Origin of the sequence: Mycobacterium sp. 5-140-3-2, from assembly GCF_035666375.1 — a bacterium.
GTDB lineage: Bacteria > Actinomycetota > Actinomycetes > Mycobacteriales > Mycobacteriaceae > Mycobacterium > Mycobacterium intracellulare.
The window spans coordinates 3655592-3675334 of the sequence record NZ_CP142025.1; the positions used below are offsets into that span (position 1 = coordinate 3655592).

20 protein-coding genes and 1 pseudogene are annotated in these 19743 nt (G+C 69.4%); 10 read left to right on the forward strand and 11 right to left on the reverse strand.

Going from position 1 to position 19743, the window contains the following annotated elements; all coding sequences use genetic code 11:
* Window positions 1-20 precede the first annotated feature (20 nt).
* A complete protein-coding gene (locus tag P6281_RS16665) occupies window positions 21-2672 on the forward strand; it encodes a circularly permuted type 2 ATP-grasp protein (RefSeq protein WP_014385288.1) in 2652 nt (883 codons plus the stop codon).
* Here P6281_RS16665 and P6281_RS16670 read toward each other — a convergent pair.
* Genes P6281_RS16670 through P6281_RS16680 form a run of 3 tightly spaced genes read right to left on the reverse strand, consistent with a single transcriptional unit; the run spans window position 2669 to window position 5345 of the window.
* Window positions 2669-3340, reverse strand: a complete 672-nt coding sequence (locus tag P6281_RS16670; RefSeq protein WP_008258266.1) for a DUF6629 family protein — start codon at window positions 3338-3340, stop codon at window positions 2669-2671. The two genes, P6281_RS16665 and P6281_RS16670, sit on opposite strands and share 4 nt — an antisense overlap.
* A gap of 15 nt (window positions 3341-3355) precedes the next feature.
* Window positions 3356-4411 (reverse strand): zinc-binding metallopeptidase family protein, encoded by a 1056-nt coding sequence (locus P6281_RS16675; protein WP_009955931.1) that lies wholly within the window; start codon window positions 4409-4411, stop codon window positions 3356-3358.
* The gene (locus tag P6281_RS16680; protein WP_014380505.1) at window positions 4404-5345 is read right to left on the reverse strand and encodes a transglutaminase family protein; all 942 of its coding nucleotides are present in this window, start codon (window positions 5343-5345) and stop codon (window positions 4404-4406) included. The genes P6281_RS16675 and P6281_RS16680 overlap by 8 nt, the downstream gene beginning before the upstream one ends.
* A gap of 98 nt (window positions 5346-5443) precedes the next feature.
* Between P6281_RS16680 and P6281_RS16685 the strand changes: the two genes are divergently transcribed.
* Window positions 5444-5833 carry an MmcQ/YjbR family DNA-binding protein gene (locus P6281_RS16685; protein WP_008258269.1) on the forward strand — a complete coding sequence of 130 codons (390 nt, stop codon included), beginning with the start codon at window positions 5444-5446 and terminating at the stop codon, window positions 5831-5833.
* Between the two features lie 3 nt (window positions 5834-5836).
* On the opposite strand, the pseudogene P6281_RS16690 reads toward P6281_RS16685, so the two are convergent.
* The 3 genes and pseudogenes from P6281_RS16690 to aspS form a co-directional block, all read right to left on the reverse strand.
* Window positions 5837-6904 (reverse strand): annotated as a pseudogene (locus tag P6281_RS16690) (FUSC family protein).
* A gap of 3 nt (window positions 6905-6907) precedes the next feature.
* Window positions 6908-7342, reverse strand: coding sequence for a nitroreductase family deazaflavin-dependent oxidoreductase (locus P6281_RS16695; protein WP_014385292.1), 435 nt, complete (start codon window positions 7340-7342; stop codon window positions 6908-6910).
* A complete protein-coding gene (gene aspS, locus P6281_RS16700) occupies window positions 7339-9114 on the reverse strand; it encodes an aspartate--tRNA ligase (RefSeq protein ID WP_014385293.1) in 1776 nt (591 codons plus the stop codon). Before aspS ends, P6281_RS16695 begins: the two co-directional genes overlap by 4 nt.
* Before the next feature lie 62 nt (window positions 9115-9176).
* Between aspS and P6281_RS16705 the strand changes: the two genes are divergently transcribed.
* The 3 genes from P6281_RS16705 to ypfJ are packed head-to-tail and all read left to right on the forward strand — an operon-like array spanning window position 9177 to window position 11459.
* A complete protein-coding gene (locus P6281_RS16705) occupies window positions 9177-10064 on the forward strand; it encodes an oxidoreductase (RefSeq protein WP_179300178.1) in 888 nt (295 codons plus the stop codon).
* Window positions 10065-10073: 9 nt separating this feature from the next.
* Window positions 10074-10571 (forward strand): SRPBCC family protein, encoded by a 498-nt coding sequence (locus tag P6281_RS16710; RefSeq protein ID WP_008258281.1) that lies wholly within the window; start codon window positions 10074-10076, stop codon window positions 10569-10571.
* Between the two features lie 9 nt (window positions 10572-10580).
* Window positions 10581-11459 (forward strand): KPN_02809 family neutral zinc metallopeptidase, encoded by an 879-nt coding sequence (gene ypfJ, locus P6281_RS16715; protein ID WP_324738441.1) that lies wholly within the window; start codon window positions 10581-10583, stop codon window positions 11457-11459.
* Between the two features lie 53 nt (window positions 11460-11512).
* Here the strand turns inward: ypfJ and P6281_RS16720 are convergent, their stop codons facing one another.
* Window positions 11513-12394, reverse strand: a complete 882-nt coding sequence (locus tag P6281_RS16720; protein ID WP_324738442.1) for a dihydrodipicolinate synthase family protein — start codon at window positions 12392-12394, stop codon at window positions 11513-11515.
* Window positions 12395-12430: 36 nt separating this feature from the next.
* The gene (locus P6281_RS16725) at window positions 12431-13228 is read right to left on the reverse strand and encodes an aldolase (RefSeq protein WP_008258286.1); all 798 of its coding nucleotides are present in this window, start codon (window positions 13226-13228) and stop codon (window positions 12431-12433) included.
* A 71-nt stretch (window positions 13229-13299) separates the two neighbouring features.
* On the opposite strand from P6281_RS16725, the gene P6281_RS16730 reads away from it, so the two are divergent.
* Entirely contained in the window at window positions 13300-13824 is a 525-nt protein-coding gene (locus tag P6281_RS16730) for a helix-turn-helix domain-containing protein (protein ID WP_008258289.1), read from the forward strand.
* Here the strand turns inward: P6281_RS16730 and P6281_RS16735 are convergent.
* A complete protein-coding gene (locus P6281_RS16735; RefSeq protein ID WP_008258290.1) occupies window positions 13799-14242 on the reverse strand; it encodes a hypothetical protein in 444 nt (147 codons plus the stop codon). The two genes, P6281_RS16730 and P6281_RS16735, sit on opposite strands and share 26 nt — an antisense overlap.
* A gap of 83 nt (window positions 14243-14325) precedes the next feature.
* Between P6281_RS16735 and P6281_RS16740 the strand changes: the two genes are divergently transcribed.
* Complete coding sequence (locus P6281_RS16740) at window positions 14326-15924, forward strand: purple acid phosphatase family protein (RefSeq protein WP_324738976.1); 1599 nt, start codon at window positions 14326-14328, stop codon at window positions 15922-15924.
* Window position 15925: 1 nt separating this feature from the next.
* On the opposite strand, the gene P6281_RS16745 is transcribed toward P6281_RS16740, so the two are convergent.
* A complete protein-coding gene (locus tag P6281_RS16745; RefSeq protein WP_008258292.1) occupies window positions 15926-16951 on the reverse strand; it encodes an Rv2578c family radical SAM protein in 1026 nt (341 codons plus the stop codon).
* A 141-nt stretch (window positions 16952-17092) separates the two neighbouring features.
* Here P6281_RS16745 and P6281_RS16750 point away from each other — a divergent pair, with 141 nt between their 5' ends.
* From P6281_RS16750 to P6281_RS16760, 3 genes are all read left to right on the forward strand, one after another.
* A complete protein-coding gene (locus P6281_RS16750; RefSeq protein WP_008258293.1) occupies window positions 17093-17392 on the forward strand; it encodes a hypothetical protein in 300 nt (99 codons plus the stop codon).
* A 70-nt stretch (window positions 17393-17462) separates the two neighbouring features.
* Window positions 17463-17957 (forward strand): SRPBCC family protein, encoded by a 495-nt coding sequence (locus P6281_RS16755; RefSeq protein ID WP_008258294.1) that lies wholly within the window; start codon window positions 17463-17465, stop codon window positions 17955-17957.
* Between the two features lie 23 nt (window positions 17958-17980).
* Complete coding sequence (locus P6281_RS16760; protein ID WP_008258295.1) at window positions 17981-18205, forward strand: hypothetical protein; 225 nt, start codon at window positions 17981-17983, stop codon at window positions 18203-18205.
* A gap of 28 nt (window positions 18206-18233) precedes the next feature.
* On the opposite strand, the gene P6281_RS16765 is transcribed toward P6281_RS16760, so the two are convergent.
* Entirely contained in the window at window positions 18234-19742 is a 1509-nt protein-coding gene (locus P6281_RS16765) for an HNH endonuclease signature motif containing protein (RefSeq protein ID WP_324738443.1), read from the reverse strand.
* Window position 19743: the final 1 nt, after the last annotated feature.

A 19743-nucleotide genomic window follows, 5' to 3' on the forward strand; every position in this document is an offset into this window, starting at 1 on the left:
GTGCGTACCGTGCAGCAGTAATGGCGTTTGCGGACATGACATTCGGCACCGGTGCGGCCCCGGCCGGCGGCCGCTACGACGCGGACCGGTTGCTGGCCGCCTACCGGGCCGCCCGCGCTCAGCAAGCGCTCTTCGATCTGCGGCGCGGCCCGGCGAGCGGCTACGACGAATTCGTCGACCCCGACGGCAACGTGCGCCCGGCGTGGGCCGAGGTGGCCGACGCGATCGCGGAGCGCGGCCGCGCGGGGCTGGACCGGCTGCGCTCGGTGGTGCGCGGGCTGATCGACAACGACGGCATCACCTACACCGACGTCGCGCCCGGCGGCCGTGGCCAGGAGCCGAGGCCCTGGCAGCTGGACACGCTGCCGCTCGTGCTGTCCGCGGCCGACTGGGAGGTGCTCGAGGCGGGGCTGCTGCAGCGGTCCCGGGTGCTCGACGCCGTGCTCGCCGACCTGTACGGGCCGCGCAGCCTGCTCACCGACGGTGTCCTGCCGCCTGAGCTGCTGTTCGCCCACCCCGGCTACGTGCGTGCCGCCAACGGCATCGAGATACCCGGCCGCCATCAGCTTTTCATGCACGCCTGTGACGTCAGCCGGCGTCCCGACGGCGCCTTCGTCGTCAACGGCGACCGGACCCAGGCGCCCTCGGGGGCCGGCTACGCGCTGGCCGACCGGCGCGTGGTCGCGCACGCGGTTCCCGACCTCTACGAACGCATCGCGCCGCGGCCGACCACGCCGTTCGCCCAGGCGCTGCGGCTGGCGCTGATCGACGCGGCACCCGACGATGCCCAGGACCCGGTGGTGGTGGTCCTGTCCCCGGGCATCTACTCCGAAACCGCTTTCGATCAGGCCTATCTGGCCACCCTGCTGGGCTTCCCCCTGGTCGAGAGCGCGGACCTGGTGGTGCGCGAGGGCATGTTGTGGATGCGCTCGCTGGGCACCCTGAAGCGCGTCGACGTGGTACTGCGCCGGGTCGACGCCGACTACACGGACCCGCTGGATCTGCGCGCCGATTCGCGCCTCGGGGTGGCCGGTCTGGTGGAGGCACAACACCGCGGCACGGTGACCGTCGTCAACACGCTGGGCAGCGGGGTCCTGGAAAACCCTGGGCTGCAGCGTTTCCTGCCCGCCATGGCCGAGCACCTGCTGTCGGAGACCCTGCTGCTGCCCAGCCCGCCGGCCTACTGGGGCGGCATCGCCTCCGAGCGTTCGCACTTGCTGGCGAACCTGGGGTCCCTGCTGGTGAGGTCGACGGTCGGCGCGAAAACCCTTGTCGGACCGGCGCTGTCGTCGCCGCAGCTGGCGCGGTTGGCGGCCCAGGTCGAGGCGGCGCCGTGGCAGTGGGTCGGCCAGGAGCTGCCGCAGTTCTCGTCAGCACCCACCGATCACGCCGGAGCGTTGTCCTCGGCGGGCGTCGGCATCCGCTTGTTCACCGTCGCCCAGCGGGGCGGTTACGCGCCGATGATCGGCGGCATCGGCTACGTGCTGGCGCCCGGGGACGCCGCCTACGCGTTGAAAACCGTTGCGGCAAAGGATGTCTGGATCCGGCCCACCGAGCGGGCGCGGGCCGAGGCGGTCAGCCCGCCGAGCGTGGAACCGCCGGCGAAGACGGCCGCGGGCACCTGGGCCGTCAGTTCCCCGCGCGTGTTGTCCGACCTCTTCTGGATCGGCCGCTACGGCGAGCGCGCCGAAAGCATGGCGCGGTTGCTCATCGTCGCCCGCGACAGGTTCCACGTGTACCGGCACCACCAGCACAGCGAGGAAAGCGAGTGCGTGCCGGTGCTGATGGCCGCGCTGGGCCGCATCACCGGAACCGACACCGCGGCCGACGGCGGCGGCGACCACGCCGAGATGATCGCCGTCGCCCCCTCGACGCTGTGGTCGCTCACCGTCGACCCGCACCGCCCCGGCTCCCTGGTGCAGTCAGTGGAAGGCCTGGCGCTGGCCGCCCGCGCGGTGCGCGACCAGATGTCCAACGACACGTGGATGGTGCTGGCCGCGGTGGAGCGCGCGCTGGCGCTCGACAGCGAGCCGCCGGACTCGCTCGCCGAGGCCGACGCCGCGCTGACCCGGGCGCAGGCCCAGACCCTGGCCGGGATGCTGACCCTGTCGGGGGTGGCCGCCGAGTCCATGGTGCGCGACGTGGGCTGGACGATGATGGACATCGGCAAGCGCATCGAACGCGGCCTGTGGCTGACCGCGTTGCTGCGGGCGACGCTGACCGTGATGCGCGGGGCCGCCGCCGAACAGACCGTCATCGAATCCACCCTGGTGGCGTGCGAGTCTTCGGTCATCTACCGGCGCCGCACCGCGGGCAAGGTCAGCGTCTCCGCCATGGTCGAGCTGATGCTGTTCGACGCGCAGAACCCGAGATCGCTGCTGTACCAATTGGACCGGCTGCGCACCGATCTCGGGGACCTGCCCGGCTCGTCGGGGTCGTCGCGCCCGGAACGTCTGGTGGACGAGATAGGCACCCTGCTGCGCCGATCCCATCCCGCGGCGCTGGAACGGGTCGGCGACGACGGGCGGCGCGCCGAGTTGGCGGACCTGCTCGGCGCGGTCCACGCCGAGCTGCGCAACCTGGCCGACGTCATCACCACCACGCAGCTGGCCTTACCCGGTGGGATGCAACCACTTTGGGGTCCCGACGTGCGCCGGGTGATGCCCGCCTAGCCGGTCGGCGATGCCTCCCGCTCCGCGGCGACGCCGTGGTAGCGGTGCGGGTCGGGCAGGCGCCGGCGCCGCACCATGTGCACCAGCGCCAGGACCGAGAGCGTCGCGGCGTAGATGCACCACAGCGACGCGAACGCGTGCACGTAGAGGACGGCAACCACGCTCAGCCCCACCAGGTTCGCTATCCCGAACACCACGATGGAGCGATAGCCCGACATCACCGCGGGCCCGATGACGGCGATGACGTAGAGCGCCGCCCACACGTAGCCGCCCCGAACGCCGGTCTGGTACTGCAGCGCATGGGGACCCATCGTCACCGTGACCGGGTCGGTGAGCACGACGACGGCGAGATAGACCGACACGACGGTGCCCAGCACCGCAAACGGCGCCACCCGGAGCCGGGCGCCGCTCGGTTCCAGCGCCAGGATCGCCCACGGAACCAGCGCGGGAAGCAGCGGCAGCGCGATGAAGACGTAGGCGAGCATCGCCAGGTGTTTCATCCCCGGGGAGACGACGTCGTTGGGCCACACCGCCGCCTCGATGAACTGATGGACCGAGAACACCGTCGGCAGCAGGGCGAAGGGCACTTCGCGCCAGTGCTTCACCTCGCGCAGGGTCGCCACGGCGACGGGCACGAGGGCGGCGCCCACCACCAGATCCGCCGTCATCGAGAAGCACATCGGCTAACCCGCCACGGACGCGGGTCCCCGGGACTCCGACGTTGCCTCGTCGACGACGGTGTGGATGAACTTCATCTTCTCCAGCACCGCGGCCGGCAACACGAACGGGTACAGGTCGTCGTGCCCCATCGACCGGTTCACCATGTTCAGTGACCACGACAACGGCAGCCACATGTCGATGATCGTCTGAAATGCGCTGGGCCCCAACGCGGGGCGGTCGAAGGTGGCCGACGCCGCCGCCAGCCCGCACCACGCCGAGGTGTCCAGCGCGTCCCGGATGTGCAGGTAGTGGGCGAACGTCTCGGCCCAGTCCTCGCTCGCATGCATGGTGGCGTAGGACGACACGAAGTGGTCCTGCCAGCCGTCGGGCGCGCCCTCGCTGTAGTGGCGGTCGAGCGCCGCCTGGTAGTCGGCGTCGGGGTCGCCGAAGAGCTCGTTGAACCGCTCCAGGCGGTCGCGGTACGGGGCGATCAACCGGTAGTAGTAGTAATGCCCGATCTCGTGGCGGAAGTGGCCCAGCAGGGTCCGGTACGGTTCGTCCATCTCGACCCGCAGCTGCTCGCGGTGCACGTCGTCACCCTCGGCCAAATCGATTGTGATGACCCCGTTCTGGTGCCCGGTCATCACGTTTTCGTGTGCGCTGGACAGCAGCCGGAAGGCCAGCCCGTAGTCGGGATCCTTGTCCCGCCCGACGATCGGCAGCTTCAGCTCGTGCAGCTCGGCGATCAGCCGTCGTTTGGCCGCCTCGGCCCGGGCGAACTCGGCCAGGCCGACCGCGTCGGCGTCGTTGGGCCGCTCGGCGGTCAGCGCGCACGACGCGCACAACAATCGCGGGGTGTTGACCGGCACCAGCCAATTGCATTCGGCCACCTGAAGATTCGCGCACAGCTGGTACTCGCTGGCGGGCACGACGCCGGCGTGCTCGGTGGCCTCGCCGTCGGAGATCACCAGCAACGCCATCTGTTCGAGCGAAAAGCCCAGCGCGCTACCGCAATTCAGGCACGTCGAGTTCTCGAACGTCAGGCGCTGGCCACAGTTGGGGCAGGTGAAGTCACGCATGCGAGAAGTCGCCTTCGATGGGGTCTGAATAGGGCACCACGTCGACGGCGACGTCGATCACGCTGTGCTCGGAGTCGGTGTAGATGATGCCGCGCAGCGGCGGGACATCCGCGTAGTCGCGGCCGCGGCCCACCACGATGTAGCGCTCGTCGATCATCTGGTCGTTGGTGGGATCGAGCCCCAGCCACTCGAATTGGCCGGGGTCCTGCGGAGTCCACACCGCGGCCCAGGCGTGCGTGGCGTCGATGCCGATCATCCGATCCTTTCCGGGCGGCGGGTCGGTGGCCAGGTAGCCGGACACGTAACTGGCCGCCAAACCGTTGGCGCGCAGGCAGGCGATCGCCAGCCTGGCAAAGTCTTGACATACCCCCTCCCGGGCCGCCAGAACCTCGGCGACGCCGGTCGAAATCGTCGTCGACCCCGACCGGTAGGTGAAGTCGGTGAAGATCCGGGACGCCAGATCCCGCAGCACCTCGATCAGCGGGCGTCCGGGCGTGAAGCTGGGCGCCGCGTACTCGCGGACCTCGTCGGTGATCTCGGGCGGATCCAGGTCCAGGGTGAACTCGGCGGCCAGCGCCCCGATCCGTCCCGCCGGCCGGGCGTCCTCCCACGGCTGCACGGCCGCCCCGGCGGCGTACAGGCCCGGCGCCGGCGGATAGACGTCGACGACCGAATCGCTGACCACCTTCAAGACGCTGTGCGGCTCGGTCACGTGGAAGTAGGAGCTGATGTTCCCGTAGGTGTCCGTGCTGGTGGAGCTGTCGGCGGGGGCGGGCTCGATGATCAGCCGATGGGCGACGCGGCGTTGCCGCAGCGAGTCGCGCGGGGTCAAAAACCCGCGGCCGTACGAGCTGGTCACGACGTCGGAGTAGCGGTATTCGGTGCGGTGGGTGACTCGATGCCGGCGGGCGGACCCGGCGTCTGCTTCAGACACAGGCTGATCACATCACACACCGGGCCGCTACGGACTGCCGGCGGCGGCGGTTTGCCGATATGACGGCAACGGGCCGGAAACGGGAGCACAATCGAGGAGTGGCCACCTGGGACGAGGTCGCCCGCATCGTCGGCGAGCTGGCCCTCACCTCCGAGCCGTCGCCGCACGACTGGCGGGTCGGCAAGAAATTGCTGGCCTGGGAGCGGCCGCTGCGGCCCTCGGAACGCGAGGCCCTGGCCCGCAACGGCCCGGAGCCGCCGCGCGGCGACATCCTCGGCGTTCGGGTGTCCGACGAGGGAGTCAAGTTCGCGCTGATCGACGACGAGCCGCAAACCTACTTCACCACTCCGCATTTCGACGGCTACCCCGCCGTGCTGGTCAACCTGGCCGAGATCTCGGTGCGCGACCTCCAGGAGCTGATCACCGAGGCGTGGCTGACGCAGGCGCCGCGGAAGTTGGTGCAGGAGTTCTTGGCCGACTCGCGGTGAGGCTCACACGGGCCGGAGGTCGATGACCCGTTGCAGGTCGTCGATGCAGGCGCCGACGGCGTCGGCGAGGATCGCCTGGGTTTTCGCGCCGGCGCCCGACGGCAACTGCGACGCGTGATGGCGGGCCGACGCCGTGTATGCGCAGGCGCCGGCGGCGTCGCGGTCGGCGAGTGCGGTCGCGGCGGCGAGCACGACCAGCACCGTGTGCACGTGCGGGGCCGGGGGCTCGGGGCCGACGTCGGGGGCGGGGGCGACGGCGCGGGCCAGCTGCAGCACCGAGCCGGCCAGCAGGGCCACGTGCACGGCCTGGTGATCGGCGGCGTGCACGGCGTCGCGCAGGCCCCATCGGCGCGGGGCGATGGCGACGACGTGGCGGGCGGTGGTGCGCGCCTCGAGCAGGCCGCTGAGCTGTTCGTGCACCCGGTCGACGGCCGTCAGCGGCCAGTCGGGCGCGGCGGCTTTGCGCCCGGCGGCGACGTCGGCGGCGCGCGCCAAGACGTCGTGCAGCACCGCCAGCACGCCGACGCGCGCGCCGCGCAGCAGTGCCAGCGGGTCGGCGGGAAACAGCAGCACGGCGAAGACGATGGCCACCGCGCCGCCGATCAGCGCGTCGAATATGCGTTCCAGCCCGACGCCGCCGTGGTAGAGGGCCAGCACCAGGATCGCCGACACGATGGTCTGGTTCGCGAACATCATCCCGTGCCCGATGAAGCCGCCCCCGATGAACACCGCGGCGCCGAGCGCGATGAACGCGGCGATCGCGATGGGCACCGCGCCGGGCCCGAGCAGGCCCTGAACCGCCGAGCCCAGCCCGATGCCGAGGGTCACCCCGATCATCATCTGGATGGCGCGCTGTGCGCGGAGCACGTTGCTGGTCGACAACTACACCGCGGCGGCGATCGGCGCGAAGAACGGTTGCGGGTGACCGAGGACATCGTGGGTCAGGTACCAGGACACGCCCGCGGCCGCCGACGTCTGCACCAGGTTGAACCAGACCGCGCGCAACCGCTTGCCGCCCGCGCGCGCGGCGGCGAGGACCCTCGAGGGCACCGCCGGCCGCGAAGCGCCCACCGGCTAGGTCCGGATTAACTCGAACAGCGGAATCACCCTGCTGGTCTTGGCCTGGTACTCGGCGAACCCGGGCGCCGCGGCGGTGACCTTGTCGAAGAGATCGTCGCGCTCGTCGGTCGGCAGCTCGCGCGCGGTCACGTCGAACGCGTCCGTTCCGACCTCGACGCGGGCGCTCGGGTTGGCCCGCAGATTGTGCACCCAGGCCGGGCTGACCGGGGCCCCGGCGAAGGAGCCGATGACGATGAGCTTGCCGTCGATGTCGAAGTACGCCAGGGGGGACACCCGGGGCTGGCCGGACTTGGCGCCGGTCGTGTGCAGCAGCAGCAGGTTGGCGCCCTCGAACTGGCCGCCGACCTTGCCGCCGTTGGCGCGGAATTCGTCGACGATGGCCCGGTTGAAGGCATTAATAGTGTCGGTGTCCGGCAGGTGTTCGGTCATGCCCGGTCAACCTTTTCGGGCTTGGCGTCTATTCCGGACTCCTTGCGCTGCTGGGCGGTGATCGGCGCCGGCGCATCGGTGAGCGGGTCGACGCCGCCGCCGGTCTTCGGGAACGCGATCACCTCGCGGATGGAGTCGACCCCCGACAGCAGGGCGTTGATCCGGTCCCAGCCGAACGCGATCCCGCCGTGCGGGGGCGCGCCAAAGGTGAACGCCTCCAACAGGAATCCGAACTTCTCCTCGGCCTCGGCGTGGTCCAGTCCCATCACCGCGAACACCCGCTCCTGGATGTCGCGGCGGTGGATACGGATCGAGCCGCCGCCGATCTCGTTGCCGTTGCAGACGATGTCGTAGGCGTCGGCGAGCACGTTGCCCGGATCGGTGTCGATCGCGTCCTCATGCCCGGGCTTCGGCGAGGTGAACGCGTGATGCACGGCGGTCCACGCCCCGGAGCCGACGGCCACGTCGCCTGCCGCGGTCGCGTCGTCGGCGGGTTCGAACAGCGGCGGGTCGACCACCCAGACGAACGCCCAGGCGTCCGGATCGATCATGCCCAGCCGGTGCGCGATCTCACCGCGCGCCGCCCCCAGCAGGGCCCGCGACGGCTTCGGCGGGCCCGCCGAGAAGAAGACACAGTCCCCCGGCTCGGCCCCCACGTGCGCGGCCAGGCCGCCGCGCTCGGCGTCGGACAGGTTCTTGGCGACCGGGCCGCCCAGCGTGCCGTCGTCGGCGATCAGCACGTAGGCCAGCCCGCGGTGGCCGCGCTGCTTGGCCCATTCCTGCCAGCCGTCCAGCGTCCGGCGGGGCTGCGACGCGCCGCCCGGCATCACCACCGCACCGACGTAGGGTGCCTGGAAGACGCGAAATGTGGTGTCTTTGAAGAACTCTGTGCAGTCGACGAGCTCGAGTCCGAATCGCATGTCGGGCTTGTCGGAGCCGAACCGGCGCATCGCCTCGGCGTAGCTGATCCGCGGGATGGGCGTCGGGATCTGGTACCCGATCAGCGCCCACAGCGCCGAGAGGATCTCCTCGGAGATGGCGAGGATGTCCTCGGCGTCCACGAAGCTCATCTCCATGTCGAGCTGGGTGAACTCCGGCTGGCGGTCGGCGCGGAAGTCCTCGTCGCGGTAGCAGCGGGCGATCTGGTAGTAGCGCTCCATCCCGGCCACCATCAGCAGCTGCTTGAACAGCTGGGGGCTCTGCGGCAGGGCGTAGAACGAGCCGGGGTGCAGCCGGGCCGGCACCAAAAAGTCGCGCGCGCCCTCGGGGGTCGAGCGGGTGATCGTCGGCGTTTCGATCTCGACGAAATCGTGCTGCGCCAGCACCGCACGCGCGGCCGCATTCACCTTGGAGCGCAACCGAATTGCCTCCGCCGGACCGTCGCGCCGCAGATCGAGGTAGCGGTACTTCAGCCGCAGTTCCTCGCCGGCGGGCTCGTCGAGCTGGAAGGGCAGCGGCGCGCTCTCCCCCAGCACGGTCAGCGCGGTCGCGTTGACCTCGATCTCACCGGTCGCGATCTCGGGGTTGGCGTTGCCCTCCGGGCGGATCTCGACCACGCCGGAGACGGCGACGCAGAACTCGGCGCGCAGCCGGTGCGCCTGGGCCAGCACGTCTTCGGCGCGGAACACCACCTGGGTGATCCCGGAGGCGTCGCGCAGGTCGATGAAGATGACGCCGCCGTGGTCGCGGCGGCGGGCCACCCAGCCCGCTAGCGTCACCTGCTGCCCGGCGTCGCTACTCCTCAGCGACCCGGCGGCGTGGCTGCGCAGCACAAAAACACTCCCCTTTACGTTGGACGACAGATCAGTCTAAGGGGCGGTGTAGTTTCGCTCGTATCGCCACAAACATCGCACTCGTCGGTCCGGGCGCCGTCGGTACGACGGTTGCCGCGCTGCTGTCGCGGGCCGGACATTCGGTCGTAGTGTGCGGCCGCACCCCGCGCGAGAGCATCGAACTGCGGCCCGACGGCGCCGACCCGATCGTCGTCCCCGGCCCGGTGCACACCGATCCCGGCGAGGTTTCCGGCCCGGTCGACGTGGTGCTGCTGGCCGTCAAGGCCACCCAGAACGACCAGGCGGCTGGCTGGCTGGCCCGGCTCTGCGACGTCCACACCATCGTCGTCGTGCTGCAAAACGGTGTGGAGCAGGTCGAGCAGGTGCAGCCGCACTGCCCGCGATCCCCCGTCATCCCCGGCATCGTCTGGTATTCCGCGGAAACCCAGCCCGACGGCTGGGTGCGGTTGCGCGGCGAGGCGGCCCTGGTGCTGCCCAGCGGGCCCTCGGCGGAGACGGTCGCCGAACTGCTGCGCGGCGCCGGCTGCCGGGTGGACTGCGACCCCGACATCATCACCGCGGGCTGGCGCAAGCTACTCACCAACGCGCTGGCCGGGTTCATGGCGCTGTCGCGCCGGCGGTCGGGGATGTTTCGCCGCGACGACGTGGCCGCGCTGTCGCGCCGCTACCTCGCCGAATGCCTGGCCGTCGCGCGGGCCGAGGGCGCCCGGCTTCCCGACGGCATCGCCGACGAGCTGACCGACCTGTTCCGCAACGCCCCAGAGGACATGGGCACGTCGATCCTGACGGACGCGGAAAACCACCGGCCGATGGAATGGGACGTCCGCAACGGCGTGATCATCCGCAAAGCCCGGGCCCACGGCCTGGCCACACCGATCAGCGACGTCGTGGTGCCGTTGTTGGCCGCGGCGAGCGACGGGCCCGGCTAGATTAATTTCATGTTCCCCTGCGAGCGCGTCGACGTGAACTTCATCGAATCGGCGCCATTTGCGTTCCGCAACAGCGTCGACCTGGCCATCACCCCCGAGCAGCTGTTCGAGGTGCTCTCCGACGCGGCATCCTGGCCGCGCTGGGCGAAGGTGATCACGAAGGTGACCTGGACCAGCCCCGAGCCCCGCGGCGTCGGCACCACCCGCGTCGTGGAGATGCGCGGCGGCATCGTCGGCAACGAGGAATTCCTCGCGTGGGAACCCTTCACGCACATGGCTTTTCGTTTCAATGAATGCTCGACCAAGTCCGTGGCGGCCTTCGCCGAGGACTACCGCGTCGAGGCCATCCCGGGCGGCTGCCGGCTGACGTGGACCATGGCCCAGAAGCCGGCCGGCCCGGCGAAGCTGGCGATGGTCGTGGTCGGGCCGCTGCTGAACCTGGCCCTGCGCCGATACCTGCGCAACCTGCGTAGCTACACCGACTCCCTTGCGACCCGGCAACCTTAGGAGCGTGTCATGACCTTCAACGAGGGCATGCAGATCGACACCAGCGCAGCATCGTCGTCCGGCGGTGGCGGGATGGGGATGGCCGTCGGGGGCGGCGGCCTCGGGCTGATCATCCTGCTCGGGGCGCTGTTTCTGGGCGTCGACCCCGGTCGCGTGATGAACCAGCCGCAGACCAACACCGGCGGCTATTCCGCGCCCGGTTTCGACCTGAGCCAGTGCAAGACCGGCGCCGACGCCAACAAGTACGTGCAATGCCGCGTGGTCGCCACCGGCAATTCCGTGGACGCGGTGTGGCATCAGCTGATGCCGGGTTACACCCGCCCCCATGTGCGCCTGTTCAGCGACCAGGTGAGCACCGGTTGCGGACCGGCCACCACCGACGTCGGGCCGTTCTACTGCCCGGCCGACCAGACGGCGTACTTCGACACCAGCTTCTTTCAGGATGTGCTCGTCAAGCAGCTGCATTCCAGCAACGGCGCTTTCGCGCAGGAATACGTCGTCGCCCACGAATACGGTCATCACGTGCAGCAGCTGCAGGGCGACCTGGGCCGCGCCCAGCAGGGGGCCAAGGGCGCCGGCGGCAACGGCGTGCGCACCGAGCTGCAGGCCGACTGCTACGCCGGCATCTGGGCGTACTACGCAGCGACGGTCAACCAGAAGGACGGCACGCCGTTCCTGAATCCGTTGACCGACGAGGACATTCGCGACGCGCTATCGGCCGCCGCATCGGTCGGCGACGACCGCATCCAGAAACAGGCGACCGGGCGCGTCAACCGCGAAAGCTGGACCCACGGCTCGGCCGAGCAGCGGCAGCATTGGTTCACCGTCGGCTATCAGACCGGTGATCCGAAGCAGTGCGACACCTTCTCCGCACCCGACTTGGGCTAGCCCTACGACGATGCAGCCCGCGCAGCGGGGTGAGGAGGAGTAGCCCAATCGGGCTAAGCCAGTAGGCCTTTCAGTTCGCCCCGGCCGGCCTCGTCGAGCGGCAACAGTGGCGCGCGCGGATCCCCGACCGGGAAGTCGAGCAGCTCCAGGCCGGCCTTGACGGTGGTGGCCAGCCCGCCCGCGACGATGAAGGTGAGCAGCGGCTTGAGGTCGTCATAGAGCTTCTGCGCCGTGTCGAGGTCGTTCGCGCGCACCGCCTCGTAGAGGTCGATGCAGGGCTGCGGCCGCAAACACGGTGCGGCCGTGCACCATCCGGACGCCCCGGCCTTCAGCGCGTCGAGCACCAGCGGGTTGCTGCCGTTGTAGAAGGGCAGCCGATTGCCGGACAGTTCGGCGATGCGCTGCATGCGGGTCAGGTCGCCGGTGGACTCCTTGACCATGGTCACGTTGTCGATGGATTCGAACATGCGCACCAGCAACTCGGGCGGCATGTCGACGCCGCTGGTGGCCGGGTTGTTGTAGGCCATGATCGGGATCGAGATGGCATCGCTGATGCTGCGGTAGTGCTGGAAGATCTCCCGCTCGGTCAGCTTCCAGTAGGACACCGGCAGGATCATCACGGCGTCGGCCCCGGCCTGCTGCGCGTAGGTGGCGCGCCGAATGGTCTTGGCGGTGGTCACATCCGACACACCGACCACCACCGGCACCCGGCCCGCGACGGTGGCGATGGTGGTGTCGACCACGGTGTCGAATTCGGGTTCGTCGAGATAGGCGAGTTCGCCGGTGCTGCCCAGCGGTGCGATCGCATGAACGCCGGCCGACACCAGCCGATCGACCAGCGCCGCAAGGAGTTTCGTGTCGATGCCGTCCCCAGAGAACGGCGTTACCGGGTAGGCGATGATGCCGTGGATCTTGGGCTCGGACGTTTGCGCCACAGGCGGGCTCCTCGGATTCGGTTGGCGGATAACGGGTTAGCTGGTCAGCGCGTCCGGGTGCCGGGCCAGGGCCCGGCGGGCGTAGTAGGCGAAGTTGGCGCGGCTGCGCTGCGGCGACAGTGTCCAGTCGTGGGCCTCGCGGGCCAGCTCCTCGGGTAGCTCTTTGACGGTGCCGGCGGCCATCGCGGCCAGCTGCAGTTTCGCGGCGCGCTCGATGAGGATGCCCAACGAGCACGCCTCCTCGACGCTGGCGCCGGCGATGACGTGGCCGTGGTGGGCCAGCAGGACCGCCTTCTTGTCCCCCAGCGCGGCGGAGATGATCTCCCCCTCCTCGTTGCCGACCGGCACGCCGGGCCATTTCTCCAGGAACGCGCAGTCGCCGTAGAGCGGCGTGGTGTCCATGTGGGACACGATCAGCGGAACTTCCAGCATCGACAGCGCGGCCACGTGGAACGCGTGCGTGTGCACGATGCATTGCACATCGGGGCGGGCGCGATAGATCCAGCTGTGAAAGCGGTTGGCGGGGTTGGCGATTCCGTCTCCCTCAAGGACGTTGAGGTCCTCGTCGACCAAAAGCAGGTTGGCGTCGGTGATCTCGTCGAAGCCCAGACCGAGCCGCTGGGTGTAGTAGGTGCCGTCCCGCTCGGCGCGGGCGGTGATCTGCCCGGCCAACCCGGAATCGTGCCCGGCGTCGAACAGGGCGCGGCACGTCAGGGCGAGCTTCTGGCGGGTGGTCAGCGGCGCATCGGCGGCGTCCTTGGATTGAAGGGCCGTCAACTGCTCGGCCGCGCGGCGCATCAAGTCGGATTTCGAATCGGTGAACGTGCTGGCCATAACGGGCTCCCTCGGCGATATGACACGATAGTATCACTATAGGAAACCTTGTGTCATGAGAGGGGCGGCCGGTGACGGCACTGCTGCGCGCGGTCCGCAAGCAACGCGGCCTCACTCTCGAGGCCCTCGCCCAGCAGACCGGGCTGACCAAGAGCTACCTGTCCAAGATCGAACGCCGGCGCAGCACGCCGTCGATCGCGGTCGCCCTCAAGGTCGCCAAGGCGCTGGACGTCGACGTCGGGCGGCTGTTCTCCGAGGAGGCGGCCCACGAGAAGATCACCGTCGAACGGGCCGCCAGTGCGGAGGGTGAGCGCTACCGGGTGCTGGCCTCGTCGGTGCTGGGAAAGTCGATGTCGCCGTTCGTGGTTCGCCCGACCGAGAGGCCGGCCGACGACCCCCATCCCGAGCACACGGGTCAGGAATTCCTGTTCGTGCACGCCGGGACCGTCGAGCTCGACTACGGGGATCAGACGTTCACCCTCGGGCCCGGCGACAGCGCCTATTTCGACGCCTCGATCGGCCACCAGGTCCGGGCCGTCGGCGCCGAACCCGCCGAGGTCGTCGTCGTGGCTACCAGGGACGCGTCGAGCAGGTGACTCCGGTGGTGGCGCTCTGGGTCACCACGACCTGGCCGTCCACCGCGATCTGGCACTGAATCTGCGGCATGTTCGACGAGTCGCAGTCCGGCCAGTGGCATCCACCGCTGGCGTTGACGAACGCCCACTGGTTGGGGTCGGCCAGGGTGGCGTTGTAGACGAGCGGCTGCCCGGCGGTGAACGCCGTCTGCACGGTGTTCAGGAACTGCGACGAGTTCGAGTTGAAGGCCGCCTGGCTGGGCGGATCGCTGTTCATGTACCTGACGTTGCCGGTCAGGTTGCCGGTGGCGGTGATCGTGTACGTCACCTGGTGGCCGGCGGGATCCGCGTGGGAGGTGGCGGGCGTCGCAATCATCGCAGCGGCCGCGGCAAACGTCGCCGCCGCGATCCCCGTGGTCGCTATTCGCACGTTCGTCATATCTCAAACGCTACCGAATCCGTTACCGCCGTATCCGGGAAACGGCCTCTACCACGCGGGGCGTTCACCTTCAGGTCGCGCGGCTGCGGTATGAAGCAGGAGTGAGCGACGATTCGGAACATGCCGGCATCAGCCGCCGCCGGTTACTCACATCGAGTGCGGCCTCCGCGGTTCTCGGCGGCGTCGGGGTGGGCGGCGCCGCGCTGCTGTGGTCGCAGCCCGCCGGCCCCCGCGGGCCCGCGGCCTGGCTGCAGTCCGACCGCAACGGCGCGCCACCGATCGGCGGGCTGCACCTGCAATTCGGCAGGGACGCCGCCACCGAGGTGGTGGTGTCCTGGCACACCACCGACGCCGTCCGCAATCCGCGCGTCCTGCTCGGTACGCCGACATCCGGCTTCGGCCGCACCGTGGCCGCCGAGACCCGCACGTACCGGGACGCCAAGTCGGGCACCGAAGTTCGAGTCAACCACGCCCGGCTGACCGACCTGACCCCGGACACCGACTACGTGTACGCCGCGGTGCACGACGGAGCCGAACCGGAACAGGGCACCGTACGAACGGCGCCGTCGGGCCGAAAGCCCTTGCGGTTCACCAGCTTCGGCGACCAGTCCACGCCGGCTCTGGCCAAGATGCCCGACGGCCGCTATGCGACCGACAACATCGGCTCGCCGGCGGCCGCCGACACCACCATCGCCATCGAGCGCCTCGGCCCGCTGTTCAACCTGGTCAACGGCGACCTGTGCTACGCCAACCAGGCCCAGAACCGGATCCGGACCTGGTCGAACTGGTTCGACAACAACACCCGCTCGGCCCGCCACCGGCCCTGGATGCCGGCGGCCGGCAACCACGAGAACGAATTGGGCAACGGGCCGATCGGTTACGGCGCTTATCAGACCTACTTCGCGGTGCCCGATTCCGGGTCCAGCCCCCAGACCCGCGGCCTGTGGTACTCGTTCACCGCCGGATCGGTGCGGGTGATCAGCCTGGCCAACGACGATGTGGCCTACCAGGACGGTGGCAACTCCTACGTGCACGGCTACTCCGGCGGAGAGCAAAGGCGCTGGCTGGCAAGCGAACTCGCCGCGTCCCGGAGCGACCCGAATATCGACTGGGTGGTCGTGTGCATGCACCAGACGGCGATCTCCACCGCCGACAAGACCAACGGGGCCGACCTGGGCATCCGGGAGGAATGGCTGCCGCTGTTCGACCAGTACCAGGTGGACCTGGTGTTGTGCGGCCACGAGCACCACTACGAACGCTCGCATCCCGTGCGGGGCGCGCTGGGGACCGACACCCGCACGCCGATCCCCGTCGACACCCGAAGCGATCTCATCGACTCCACCCGGGGCACGGTGCATCTGGTCATCGGCGGCGGCGGCACCTCGGCGCCGAGCAACGCAATGTTCTTTCCCGAACCCCGGTGCCGGGTGGTCACCGGCGTGGGGGCGTTCGACCCCGGGCTGCGGCGCAAGGCGCCGATCTACGTCCTCGAGGACGCGCCGTGGTCGGCGTTCCGCGACCGCGACAACCCTTACGGCTTCGCGGCTTTCGACGTCGACCCGGGCCGCCCCGGCGGCAATACCTCGATCAAGGCGACGCATTACGCGTTGCGGGGCCCGCTGGGCGACATGGTCGTGATCGACGAATTCACCCTGACCAAGCCGCGCCGCGACAAAAGCTAGCTCAAAACAACGTCTCCTGAACGGGTTGCGGCGTTTCGGCCGAAACCGCTTGGGAGAACGGGCGATGATCGCCGGCGAGCCGGTACTTGGCGATCAGCGGGGCGGCGCGCTCGCGTAGCATGTCGCGATAACCCTGCGGCAGGTAGGCGCCCCGCCGGTACAGCTCGCGATAGCGGCCGACCAGTTCGGGATGCGAGCGCGCCAGCCACGACATGAACCATCCGCGGGTCGAGCTGCGCAGGTGCAGGCCGAAAACCGTCACGCTGCCGGCGCCGGCGGCCGCGATCTGGCCGAGCAGCGCGTCGAGATGCTCGGCGGAATCGGTGAGATACGGCAGCACCGGCGCGACCATCACGTGGCAGTTCAGCCCGGCGGCGGTGATCGCGCCGATCAGGCCGAGCCGCGCCTGTGGCGTGGGCGTGCCGGGCTCGACGTCGCGGTGCAGCTCGGCATCCCCGACCGCCAGCGACACCGCGACCGACACCGGGACCTGCGCCGCGGCGTCGGCGATCAGCGGCAGGTCGCGGCGCAGCAGGGTGCCCTTGGTCAGGATCGAGAGCGGGGTGCCCGATTCGGCCAGGGCGCCGATGATGCCGGGCATCAACGCGTAGCGCCCCTCGGCCCGCTGGTAGGGATCGGTGTTGGTGCCCAGGGCGACGGTCTCGCGCTGCCACGACGGCCTGCGCAGCTCGCGACGCAGCACCTCGGCCACGTTGGTCTTGACGACGACCTGGGTGTCAAAGTCGTTGCCGCAGTCCAACTCCAGGTATTCGTGGGTGGGCCGGGCGAAGCAGTACCGGCAGGCGTGCGAGCAGCCGCGGTAGCCGTTGACCGTATAGCGGAACGGCAGGGCCGACGCGTTGGGCACCTTGTTCAGCGCGGACTTGCACAGCACCTCGTGAAAGGTGATGCCGTCGAACTGCGGCGAGCGCACGCTGCGGACGAAGCCGATGCGTTGCAGCCCCGGCAGCGCCCCGTCCTCGACCGGTTTCCCGTTGACCGCGACGGCCTGGCTTGCCCACCGCATCCCGCTATTCGAACATCAGTTCGAGATACAGTCAAGTGCCATGGCCCATCCGCCCCGCTGCGCCGCCGAAGCCCGGCCTTGTGCGCGGTAGCAAACCAGATTATTTTCGGGTGACCGAACCGAAGGCGGGGTGTTGCACGCATGCGTTTGATCCATGTCGCGGCGGCGGTTGGCATTCCCGTCGTTGTGCTGATTGGGGCGTCGCCGGCCGGCGCGGAAACCGGCGCCGTCGGTTATGCCCAATGCGTCGGAGGCGACACCAAGCCCCCGCCGCCGGGCGTGAGTGCAGACGTGTGGTTCCCCAGCGTCCATGTGATCGACCACGACATCATTTCGGGTGTGCCGGCCGCCGAAGTGGTTGAGAGGCTGGTGAACATGGGCGTCAACCGGGACGACGCCGTTCGCCGCGTGCAGTGTTATCTGGTCAACTCACCGCATTAGCCCGCTTCTGCCGCCTACCGCGCGGGGCTAAGCTGCGGATCGTCGCCCCGGACGTCAGCCGCGAGGAGTTATGACCGAACGCATCGAGACTTCCCGCACCATCGCCGCACCGGCGTCGGACATATTCGCCGTGCTGTGCGACCCGCAGGGCCACGTGGCGATCGATTCGTCCGGGATGCTCCAGGATGCCGACGGCGATCCGGTGCGCGGCGTCGGTGACCGCTTCGTCGTGCACATGGATCGCGAGTCGTTGAACGACTTTCCGCAACTGGGCAAGTACGACGTCACCGTCGAGATCAAGCAGTTCGAGCAGGACCGCCTGATCGCGTGGACGGTGCTCGGTCAGATCCAGCCACCGATCGGCCATGTGTACGGCTACGCGCTCGCGCCGACCGAAGACGCCTCGGCCACCGTGGTCACCTCGTTCTACGACTGGTCGGACATCGACCCCAAGTGGCGGGAAGCCGGGATTTTCCCGATCCTGTCCGAGGGCGCGCTGCGGGCGACCCTGGGAATTCTCGACCGCACCGTCCGCCGCGGTTATCCGCGGGGAATCGTGCTGTAAGCCCGGCGGCAGGAGGGACCGACATGTTGCATTCGATGGTTCTGGCGAGTTCGGACCCCGTCGCCGCCGGCTTCATTCTGCGTGGCATCAAAGGGATTTTCGTCGCGATCGGCAGCATCATCGCCGCAATAGTCTGCGGCGTCATCGCCATGATGAAGGGCCGCAATCCGCTGGGATGGGGAATCCTTGGACTGTTCTTCTCCATCCTCACCCTGATCGTGGTGATCGTCATTCCCAGCAAGAAATGACCGGGCCGCGCCGGCCCGCGCCGGCGCGCTAGAAGGGCGGCGGCTCCCCGTCCCCCACGGCGTGAGTCGATTCGGAATACCAAGCGTACGAAGGCCTTTCAGCCAGGCGAGCCGTTCGGTTGTGTTTGCGTTCTGCTGCGATGCGGGTGGCGCGGTCTTGGGTGCGGGTGCGGCGGCGTTGGGGCATCATCGCGGTGCGCTGGGCGCAGTGGTTCGGGGGCGGGTCGGCTTCGGGGGCCGCGATCGCGCCGGTGGCCGCGCACAAGCTGGGAAACAGCAGCGCGCTGCCCGGGGTGGTCACATAGGTGTGCCCGGCCGGGGAGGTGAAGATCAGCGTGCCATCGGGCAGCTGCTTTTCCTGCCAGCCCCAAAACGTTTTCACCAAATGATGCGTACGGCACAGCGCCTTGAGGTTCGACGCGTGTGTGGGGCCACCGGCGGCGTAGGGGATGGTGTGGTCCACATCGCAGGCGGTGGCCGGGCGATCACAGCCGGGCCAGCGACACGTCAGATCCCGACACCGCACAAAATCGGCCAGCGCCCGCGAGGGCACATACCCCGGCTCCAAGGCGGCGTCGCCGGGATGGGTCAACGGCACCAGTGTGGCCGAGGCCGCCAGCTCGGCGAGCACCTCCGGGGGGATCAATCCCTCGGCGCCGACCTCGGCACCCGGGGTGGATGCGCGACCCTCCAGCACCGCGTGTTCGCCGATCACATGGACAGTCACCGGGCCCGCGGCCCGCCCCCCGGCCGCGCAATCCGCGCGCCCGCAGCGACACCCCAGCCGATCGGCGTCGGCGGCCAACGCCCCCAATGCATCAGCGCGGCGCTGCTCCCGAGTCCGTGGGTCATGCGCACACACCGTGGCCGCCAACCCATCCAGGCGCCGATCCAGCGCGTGAGCATCCGGGGCATACAGGGTGGCCTCCAGATGCGCCAGCCCATCGCCCATGTCGGCCATCCACACCTGCCGGCCGGCCGCGCGCTCCTGGCGCCGCCGCACCGCATCCACATCAGCCTTGGCCACGACCTTGTCGACCTGGGCCGCCAACCGGCCCTGACTCAACGACGGCCACCGGCCCACATTGGCCGCCAACACCGCGTCCACCGCCCCCAGAACCTCGGGATCGACGATCAAATCGGTGCGGAACACGATGGTCTGAAACATCCGATAATCGATATCCCCGGCGCCAAACACCGCCCCCACTTTCGGCAGGCGTTCGCGCATCGCGCGGGCATAGCGCACCCGGCTCGCGGCCAACCCCTGGCCGATCCGCAACTGCGCGCCCACCTCCGCGGCCACCGCCGCCTCGGTGTCCACCGCCCACTCCTCGCTCTCCGCACAGCGCGAGAGCCGATAGGCAAACAACTCCCCGATCGCCACCAACTGCGCCGCCGCCGCCCGATTCTCCACCCGCGCCACAACCCCGAGGTGCTCCAACAACGCCGCCGACTCCCGCGTCGACGACGGATGACAACGCTCAACGAGCTCATCAAGCTCCGCGATCACCGCACGCCGCCGCACCTCATCGAACATA

Excerpts from the sequence above, each read along its gene's own strand:
- P6281_RS16665 (WP_014385288.1), top strand. The coding sequence starts at position 21 with ATGGCGTTTGCGGACATGACATTCGGCACCGGTGCGGCCCCGGCCGGC.
- P6281_RS16670 (WP_008258266.1), bottom strand. The coding sequence starts at position 3,340 with ATGACGGCGGATCTGGTGGTGGGCGCCGCCCTCGTGCCCGTCGCCGTG.
- P6281_RS16675 (WP_009955931.1), bottom strand. The coding sequence starts at position 4,411 with ATGCGTGACTTCACCTGCCCCAACTGTGGCCAGCGCCTGACGTTCGAG.
- P6281_RS16695 (WP_014385292.1), bottom strand. The coding sequence starts at position 7,342 with ATGACCGAACACCTGCCGGACACCGACACTATTAATGCCTTCAACCGG.
- P6281_RS16710 (WP_008258281.1), top strand. The coding sequence starts at position 10,074 with ATGTTCCCCTGCGAGCGCGTCGACGTGAACTTCATCGAATCGGCGCCA.
- ypfJ (WP_324738441.1), top strand. The coding sequence starts at position 10,581 with ATGACCTTCAACGAGGGCATGCAGATCGACACCAGCGCAGCATCGTCG.
- P6281_RS16725 (WP_008258286.1), bottom strand. The coding sequence starts at position 13,228 with ATGGCCAGCACGTTCACCGATTCGAAATCCGACTTGATGCGCCGCGCG.
- P6281_RS16735 (WP_008258290.1), bottom strand. The coding sequence starts at position 14,242 with ATGACGAACGTGCGAATAGCGACCACGGGGATCGCGGCGGCGACGTTT.
- P6281_RS16745 (WP_008258292.1), bottom strand. The coding sequence starts at position 16,951 with ATGCGGTGGGCAAGCCAGGCCGTCGCGGTCAACGGGAAACCGGTCGAG.
- P6281_RS16750 (WP_008258293.1), top strand. The coding sequence starts at position 17,093 with ATGCGTTTGATCCATGTCGCGGCGGCGGTTGGCATTCCCGTCGTTGTG.
- P6281_RS16755 (WP_008258294.1), top strand. The coding sequence starts at position 17,463 with ATGACCGAACGCATCGAGACTTCCCGCACCATCGCCGCACCGGCGTCG.
- P6281_RS16760 (WP_008258295.1), top strand. The coding sequence starts at position 17,981 with ATGTTGCATTCGATGGTTCTGGCGAGTTCGGACCCCGTCGCCGCCGGC.
- P6281_RS16765 (WP_324738443.1), bottom strand. The coding sequence starts at position 19,742 with ATGTTCGATGAGGTGCGGCGGCGTGCGGTGATCGCGGAGCTTGATGAG.